Here is a 7,201-nt window from a genome sequence, read left to right as displayed (position 1 = left end):
TTATGTTAGAGAGGAACTACTGGTAGATAAAATAAATGAACAGATAAAGAAAGTTACTGTATCCGAAAATCTGATTGATTATTTAAAGACACAAATAGAAAACGAAAGACAAACCCTTTCTGCTTCTGTTGAACAAGAAGCTAAAGAACTGGACAAACAGATAAACGAAATGGACAACAAGACAAATAGATTGCTCGACTTATATTTAGAGAACACTATAAGCAAAAGGGATTTTGCTAAAAAGAAAGAATTTATGCTTGAGGAAAAGTTGAAATTGGAGCAGAGATTAAAATATCTGGAAAGAGGGCAGTTTTACTGGCTCGAACTTTTGCAGGAGTTTATAAACGGCTTGAATGAGCCAAAAAAGATGCTGGAAACTGACGATCTTTCGGAGAAGCGAAAATTCCTCGAAAACACCGGCTCGAACTTCTCTCTGGGCATTGCGCCGCGCCCTCGCAAAAACGCTTCCGCTGAAACTAAAAATCCAAATACAGACAGCGGTTTGGGCGGGCGGGCTGAAAAAAAGACAGCCCCCGCGCTGAAAAATACGGCCAATGGGAAAACGGATTGTCTGCATTTTGGTGTTGAGTTTAAGAATTTCTGGCGGGTTTTAAGCCTGCACAACAGACAAAATTTTTCGGAAAATGAAAAAAGTATCGTTTGGCGGAGAGGGAGGGATTTGAACCCTCGAAGGGGTTTCCCCCTTACCGGTTTAGCAAACCAGCGCACTCGGCCACTATGCGACCTCTCCGTAAATCGGTAAATTATAACAAATCCGTTTTAATCACGCTAGAAAAGAACAGAAAATATCGCTGCATTTTCTTGAAAGAACTTGCGAATTCTTAATGTGATTTTTTACGTAAAGGAGTTGATGGATATGAAAAAAACACTACTGATTTCGCTGATCGTTATCGCGCTGGGCGCCGCGGCCGCCGCTACGGAAACCCCGACGATCAATTTTGTGGAAGAGTTGATGACTCCGACGATCGAAATACTGGCTTAATGTGCTTCTGGCTGAAACAGGTAAAATCCCTCCCCCTTAAAAACCTGTTTCAGCCTTCTCTCTCTAACGCAATTCCGCTTTTAATTTACGCTCCAATTCTTTAACAATAGTCTCGTGCATTTTGGCGATCTCTTCGTCTTTGAGCGTGCGGTCCGGCGCGCGGTAAGTCAACGAATAAGCCAGGGACACTTTGCCGGCGGGAATATTTTGGCCGGTGTAATAATCAAACAACTCCACGCGTTCGACATTTTCACCAGCAGCGGCCTGGATCGCTTTTTCGATCTCCGCGGCAGAGACTGTTTGGTCGATCAAAAAAGCCATGTCGCGCGTTGCCGCAGGATAGGCGGAAAAATCCGTAAATACCTTAGCAAAATTGGCCATTTTGGCCAGCAGATCCAGATCGATGTCCAGCGCCAAAACCGGCCGCGTCAAACCCAATTTTTTCAAAATCAGCGGCGATAATTCACCAGCCGAAAGCATTGGCAGGTCAAAAGACTTGCCGGGGTGAAAAAACGGCGATCTAGACCGCTGCAATTTTTTCAACGGTACGCCACATTCCGCCAAAATGGCTTCCACCAGGCCTTTGAGCGTGAAAAAATCCGCCTGAATAATCTGCTCTTTGCGCAGCGCGCCAAGGGACAGATCGCCGGTAAACACCGCGGCCGCCCGTTCTTGCTCGCCCTGCCGTGTGTACACGCGGCCGATCTCGTAGAGCGCGATATTTTGGATCTGCTGGTCTTGGTTGGCTGAGACAGCTCTGCTCAGCTGCGGTAAAAGCGACTGCCGCAAAACAGACTCTTCTACAGACAGCGGATTGGTGATCCGGATCGGCTCGCGGAATTGATCCGGCAAACCGATCTTTTGATAAATATCCGGCGCGGTCATGGAGTAGCTCAGCGTCTCGTTCAAACCGCCGGCCTGCAGCACGCGCCGCAAAACTTTTAAGACCCGCTCTTTAGGGGACAGGCTTTCCGGCTGAACGACCAGCTGCGGGTACGTCGAAGGTATCCTGGCATAACCGTAGATCCGCGCGATCTCCTCGATCAGGTCGATCTCGCGGTAAACATCGTGCGCGCGGCCGGAAGGCACAGTCACCAGATAATTTGTCTCTTTTTTCTGGAGCTGGAAGCGCAGGCTCGTCAAAATCTCCGCGATTTGCGGCTCGGGAATATCCACGCCCAGGATCTGCTTGACTTTCGCCGGACGCAGCTCGACAGTCACTGGCTGCGGACGCCCGGGCGCCAGATCGACAATATCGGAAACCACTTCTGCCTGCGCGGTTTGAATGAACAAGTCTATCGCGCGGGAAAAGCCGTCCTCCACGCCGTCAAAAGAAATTTGTTTTTCATAACGCACTGAAGAATCAGACCGCAGCCCCGCCGCCCGCGCGGTTTGGCGGATCGACAGCGGATTGAAATACGCGGCCTCCAGCAAAACATATTCCGTATTTTCCGAAACAGCGGATCCTAGCCCGCCCATGATGCCGGCCAGACAGGACGGCCGCTCAGCGTCAGCGATGACCAGCATATCTTCCGTTAATTTAATTTGTTTTTCATCAAGGGTCTGGATGCTCTCGCCATGTTTGGCGCGCCGCACAATAATTTTGCCGCCGCGCAGTTTGGCATAATCAAAAGTGTGCAAAGGCTGGCCGATCTCATTCAGCACAAAATTGGTCACGTCTACGACATTATTGATCGGGCGCAAACCGGCGGCGCGCAATTTTTTTTGCAGCCAGTCCGGCGATGGCGCGATCCGCACTTTGAGAATACAGCTCATGTAGCGGCCGCATAAGTCCGGCGCATCAATGGTAATATCAGCTTTGTAGCGTGGAGACGCCGCCCGCAGAGCCTTCACAGGTTTTATCTCCGGCAGTTTCAGTCTGGCGCCGGCGGTCAATGAACCTGCCGAACTGGCCGCCGCGATCTCTATGGCAATATTGCGGTAGGATTGCAGATCACCGCGGTTCGGCAAAATACCCAGCTCATAAACGCTGTCATTCAAACCGGCGTACTCGGCAAAATCCTGGCCGACCGGCGCGTCAGCGGGCAGCTCGATAATACCGGCGGATCTGTCCGCCAAACCCAGCTCTTTTTCCGAACAGCACATACCGTAAGAATCCACGCCGCGCAGTTTGGCCGCGCCCAGTTTGAGACCGCCGGGCAATTCCGCGCCGACCAGAGCCAGCGCCGTTTTCAAACCCGCCCGCGCATTGGGCGCGCCACAGACGATCTGCAATTCCTCCCGCCCCGTGTCGACTTTCAGCACCTGCAGTTTATCGGCCTGCGGATGTTTGCCAGCCTCTTTTATCTGCGCGACAACCACGCCTTTGACCGCGCCGCCCGCTTGAAAACTTTCCACTTCCAAAATTTTGGCATTGAAAAGCTCGTACAGCTCCTGCGGAGTCTGTTTTATTTCAACGTAATCTTTTAGCCAATTTAACGATACGCGCATAATTCTCCTAAAATTGCCGCAAAAAACGCAAGTCTGAAGCGTAAAACAAACGAATGTCTTTGACGCCGTATTTGAGCATGGCGATGCGCTCGATACCGAGGCCAAAAGCGAAGCCTGTGTATTTTTCGGGATCAATATGCACCGCTTGAAAAACATTGGGGTCGACGGAGCCGCTGCCCAAAATCTCGATCCAGCCGGTGTGTTTGCACAGCGCGCAGCCCAGGCCGCCGCAGACAAAACATTCCACGTCGACTTCGGCGGACGGCTCGGTAAACGGGAAAAACGAATTGCGAAAACGCACCTTGCGCTGCGCGCCGAACATTCTTTTTAAAAATAATTCCAGCGTGCCTTTCAGATCACCAAAAGTAATATTCTCGCCAACGACCAGACCTTCGACCTGATGGAAGACTGGCGAATGCGTAACATCAGCGTCGCAGCGGTAAACGCGCCCGGGCATAATGGCTTTGAGCGGCAGGAGGCCTTTTTCCAGAAGACGGATCTGCACCGGTGAAGTATGCGTGCGCAGGACGCGGCCGTCATCGACATAAAAAGTGTCATGCATGTCGCGCGCGGGATGGTCTTTGGGAATATTCAAAGCCTCGAAATTATGAAAGTCGTCCTCCAGCTCCGGGCCGTCAGCGACCGTGTAGCCCAGCGCGCTAAAAATCTCGACGATCTCTTCACGCGCCGCGGTCAAAATATGCGGCCGGCCGGCCGGAATACGCCGCCCCGGCAAAGTAATATCTATGGTTTCCGCGGCCAGTTTTTGCTGTATTTCCTGATTTTCCAGTTCGGCCAGACGGCTGTCCAGCGCGGCGGTGATCGCGGCCTTTACTTCGTTGCTGAGCCTGCCGATCAGCGGCCGCTCGGCCTGGGACAAACCGCCCAGTCCGCTCAAGATCGCCGTCAGCTCGCCTTTTTTGCCCAGATATTTTATCCGCAAATCTTCCAGAGATTTAATGCTGTCGACTTTGGCCGCGGCGGACAGCGCGCCAGCCTGAAGTTCCTGCAATTTTGCCTGCATAATTGGGGGAAATTATAACACAACAAACCTAAAACAGCAGGACAGATAAGGTAAATTCTTTTTCCGTTTTAAGCAGCTCATTGGTCAAATTTTCTTTCAAGCAAATAACCGCCGTCCACCTGCGCGACCGCGTCCACCACGCAGCCGCCGAACCACTGCGGCGTTTTTATTCCGATCACATAAAGCCCGTAAGAAAGTTTGTACAAGACTGTTTTGTCCATTTTTCGACCTCTTAAAACCCGCGGTGTTACTGCGCCAAATAACCGCCGTCCAGATTGATAGCCATAGTTTTACGCCAGTCTTCCAAACTGAGGTGTTCTATGTCTCCGCTTATGGCAACGCCGGCGCTGTTCACCAAGATCTGCACCGCGCCGTACCATTTAATAACCTGCGCAAAAAGATCCGCCCAGCCTTTTTCCGCAGAAGTATCCTGCTGCAGATAACGAATCAACTCCGGGCCGCCGACAGACTCCGCCGCTTTTTGGCCAACATCCGCGCGGCGGCCGGTGATCACGACTTTAGCGCCTTCCCGGACAAACTCCTGAGCGGTGGCCAGACCAATGCCGCTGGTGCCGCCCGTAATAATAGCCACTTTGCCCTTTAAACGTCCTGGCATAAAAATAACCTCTTTGTTTTAAGGATTCTTATTAATTGCCGCTTCTCAATCCCCGCTCGTCCTATAAATCAATAATAGTAATCATTCTTAATTATGGTAAGTATAAAGACTAAGCAAAAAAAGTCAAGACCTCACCATAGTTTAATTTGCACTCCTCAAATCCAGAATGTCCAGGCTTATTCAGATCGAGTATGTCAACGCTCTGCCCGCAAAGAAACATAGGGTTTTTAAAGTGGGGAGCGCGCTAAGTTGACAGAGTCCAGTCAAGCCGAGGAAAATACGTCTAAGATGTTCGAACAGGAGTTCAAAAAATTTTTGGGAACTGAATTTAAGGAATACAAAGGCCGGGATGCCGTAAATAAATTGCTAAGAGAAAAACAGGGCTATGTATCGGATTCTTTTCACCGCGAGGATATTGGCGAGATTGCTTTAATCTGGGGTGACGAAAATGCAGGACTGGCGCATATTGTCAAAAGGCGCTCTCAGGAAAAAATTGACACAAAAGAGTTTTTGTCAGACATCCCGGATGTTATAGAAAATGGCGTAATTGCTAAAGGCAGGTCTGGGCGGTTTGAGATTTTATATAAAAACAAAATGGCAGTCATTGCGCCTGAAATTTATGGAAATAAATTAAAATTTCTTTTAACCGCCTTTAAGACTAGAAAAAATGAGTCTTGATGGTTTTTGGAAAGAGTATCGATTTATCCAAAATTACCGCAACAGACACGCTCATTCCTCTGCCGCACCATCAAGACCGTTGACTATATTGTACCTCTTTGGGAAATAATGTCAATTTTGTTATATGTATTATTATACTCAATTTTAGCGGATTTATGCGCTCACGCTTCAGTCTAATCGGTAATTCACCCAAAAGCCCAGAAAAAATTAATACATATTTCTACTATATGCGTCGATATAAAAGACATGGATTTATTTTTTGTCGAGATATGTTATACTGCGTTAAAGGGCAATTTTTATGAGAAATGTCAGTCTTAATATAAGTTTGCCGGATACGGCCAACGCTACAGAATCAGAGTTAAAAACAATGCTGGCTGCTAAGTTATATGAGAGAAAAGCTTTGTCGCTTGGGCAAGCGGCGGATGTAGTGGGATTATCCAAACGGGGTTTTGCGGAGTTGTTGGGCAGTTATACCGTATCTTTATTCTCACAAAACCAAGCTGAATTGCGGCAAGACGCTTCTAATGCCTGAAGTTATCTCAAATACGAGCTGTCTTATCGCTCTGGCCAATATCGGTTTATTAGATATTCTGCATAATATTTATGGACGGATAACTATTACCGATGAAGTTTCCGCTGAATTTGGTGAAGCGCTGCCGGATTGGGTTTCTGTAGTTTCAGTTAGGGACGCATCTAAAACAAAATTAATCACCACGCTGCTTGACCCCGGCGAAGCTAGTTCTATCGTTCTGGCTCTGGAAAAAAATAACGCCCTCTTGATCCTAGACGACGGCAAAGCTCGTCAGGCGGCTCAAAGTAATGAGCTTTTGACGCTGGCTTGATTTAACACTCTGGCGGGTCTGCCAAGCCAGCATGCCCAAAAGCCCAGAAAAAATCAATACATATTTCTACTATATGCGTCGATATAAAAGACATGGATTTATTTTTTTTGATGGGTACCTGCCGCCCCCGCGACAGGTATAGTTTATTAGAAAATGGGTATGTATTTAAACGAGGGAGATTTTTTAAGCAATGCTACGCAAATATTTTTTAATTCTGATCTTACTGCTGAGCGCGGCCGGGGCGGTCACGCCCGTGCAGCCCGACGATACGCATTACAATCAGCAGGATTATCTGAGGCAGATCAGCGCCAATTACGCCTGGGCGCTGAGCACCGGCAATGCCAATACAGTGAAGATCGCTGTTCTGGACAGCGGTGTGGACAGCGGCCATGAGGATTTGAATGTTCTGTCCGGCTGGAATTTTGTCAGCAACCCATCTGACAATAACTCCGAACCGAATCCCGCAAGCTCCCAAATTTCCTATCACGGCACAGCGGTGGCCGGTATTGCGGCGGCTATAGGCAATAATGGCAAAGGCACGGCCGGCATAGCCTGGAACGCCGAGATACTGCCGGTCAGGGTCATTG

The 7,201-nt window shown here is 49.0% G+C and carries 8 protein-coding genes and 1 tRNA gene; 4 read left to right on the top strand and 5 right to left on the bottom strand.

Going from position 1 to position 7,201, the window contains the following annotated elements; translation table 11 throughout:
- Positions 1 to 661: 661 nt before the first annotated feature.
- The 5 genes from LBJ25_01705 to LBJ25_01685 all read right to left on the bottom strand — a co-directional run bounded on the left by LBJ25_01705 (position 662) and on the right by LBJ25_01685 (position 5,094).
- Positions 662 to 751, bottom strand: a tRNA-Ser gene (locus LBJ25_01705).
- Between the two features lie 315 nt (positions 752 to 1,066).
- The gene (pheT, locus tag LBJ25_01700; protein MDR1452678.1) at positions 1,067 to 3,454 is read right to left on the bottom strand and encodes a phenylalanine--tRNA ligase subunit beta; all 2,388 of its coding nucleotides are present in this window, start codon (positions 3,452 to 3,454) and stop codon (positions 1,067 to 1,069) included.
- Positions 3,455 to 3,461: 7 nt separating this feature from the next.
- On the bottom strand, positions 3,462 to 4,478 hold the full coding sequence (gene pheS / locus LBJ25_01695) for a phenylalanine--tRNA ligase subunit alpha (protein MDR1452677.1): 1,017 nt from the start codon (positions 4,476 to 4,478) through the stop codon (positions 3,462 to 3,464).
- Between the two features lie 77 nt (positions 4,479 to 4,555).
- Positions 4,556 to 4,699, bottom strand: a complete 144-nt coding sequence (locus LBJ25_01690) for a hypothetical protein (protein MDR1452676.1) — start codon at positions 4,697 to 4,699, stop codon at positions 4,556 to 4,558.
- Between the two features lie 26 nt (positions 4,700 to 4,725).
- Complete coding sequence (locus LBJ25_01685) at positions 4,726 to 5,094, bottom strand: SDR family NAD(P)-dependent oxidoreductase (protein ID MDR1452675.1); 369 nt, start codon at positions 5,092 to 5,094, stop codon at positions 4,726 to 4,728.
- A gap of 288 nt (positions 5,095 to 5,382) precedes the next feature.
- Between LBJ25_01685 and LBJ25_01680 the strand changes: the two genes are divergently transcribed.
- From LBJ25_01680 to LBJ25_01665, 4 genes are all read left to right on the top strand, one after another.
- Positions 5,383 to 5,772: a hypothetical protein gene (locus LBJ25_01680; GenBank protein ID MDR1452674.1), complete on the top strand. Its 390-nt coding sequence runs from the start codon at positions 5,383 to 5,385 to the stop codon at positions 5,770 to 5,772.
- A 298-nt stretch (positions 5,773 to 6,070) separates the two neighbouring features.
- Positions 6,071 to 6,304 carry a UPF0175 family protein gene (locus tag LBJ25_01675; GenBank protein ID MDR1452673.1) on the top strand — a complete coding sequence of 78 codons (234 nt, stop codon included), beginning with the start codon at positions 6,071 to 6,073 and terminating at the stop codon, positions 6,302 to 6,304.
- Complete coding sequence (locus LBJ25_01670; protein MDR1452672.1) at positions 6,297 to 6,614, top strand: hypothetical protein; 318 nt, start codon at positions 6,297 to 6,299, stop codon at positions 6,612 to 6,614. The genes LBJ25_01675 and LBJ25_01670 overlap by 8 nt, the downstream gene beginning before the upstream one ends.
- A gap of 190 nt (positions 6,615 to 6,804) precedes the next feature.
- Positions 6,805 to 7,201 (top strand): S8 family serine peptidase (locus LBJ25_01665; GenBank protein MDR1452671.1); only part of this gene is annotated, 397 nt, incomplete at its 3' end.

Source organism: Candidatus Margulisiibacteriota bacterium, assembly GCA_031268855.1.
Lineage (GTDB): Bacteria > Margulisbacteria > Termititenacia > Termititenacales > Termititenacaceae > Termititenax.
The sequence above is the reverse complement of the archived record's forward strand: the minus strand, read 5'-3'. Positions and strand labels throughout refer to the sequence as shown.

Coding starts and splice junctions, on each gene's coding strand:
- LBJ25_01675 (MDR1452673.1), top strand. CDS start 6,071: ATGAGAAATGTCAGTCTTAATATAAGTTTGCCGGATACGGCCAACGCT.
- pheS (MDR1452677.1), bottom strand. CDS start 4,478: ATGCAGGCAAAATTGCAGGAACTTCAGGCTGGCGCGCTGTCCGCCGCG.
- LBJ25_01685 (MDR1452675.1), bottom strand. CDS start 5,094: ATGCCAGGACGTTTAAAGGGCAAAGTGGCTATTATTACGGGCGGCACC.
- LBJ25_01670 (MDR1452672.1), top strand. CDS start 6,297: ATGCCTGAAGTTATCTCAAATACGAGCTGTCTTATCGCTCTGGCCAAT.
- pheT (MDR1452678.1), bottom strand. CDS start 3,454: ATGCGCGTATCGTTAAATTGGCTAAAAGATTACGTTGAAATAAAACAG.
- LBJ25_01680 (MDR1452674.1), top strand. CDS start 5,383: ATGTTCGAACAGGAGTTCAAAAAATTTTTGGGAACTGAATTTAAGGAA.
- LBJ25_01690 (MDR1452676.1), bottom strand. CDS start 4,699: ATGGACAAAACAGTCTTGTACAAACTTTCTTACGGGCTTTATGTGATC.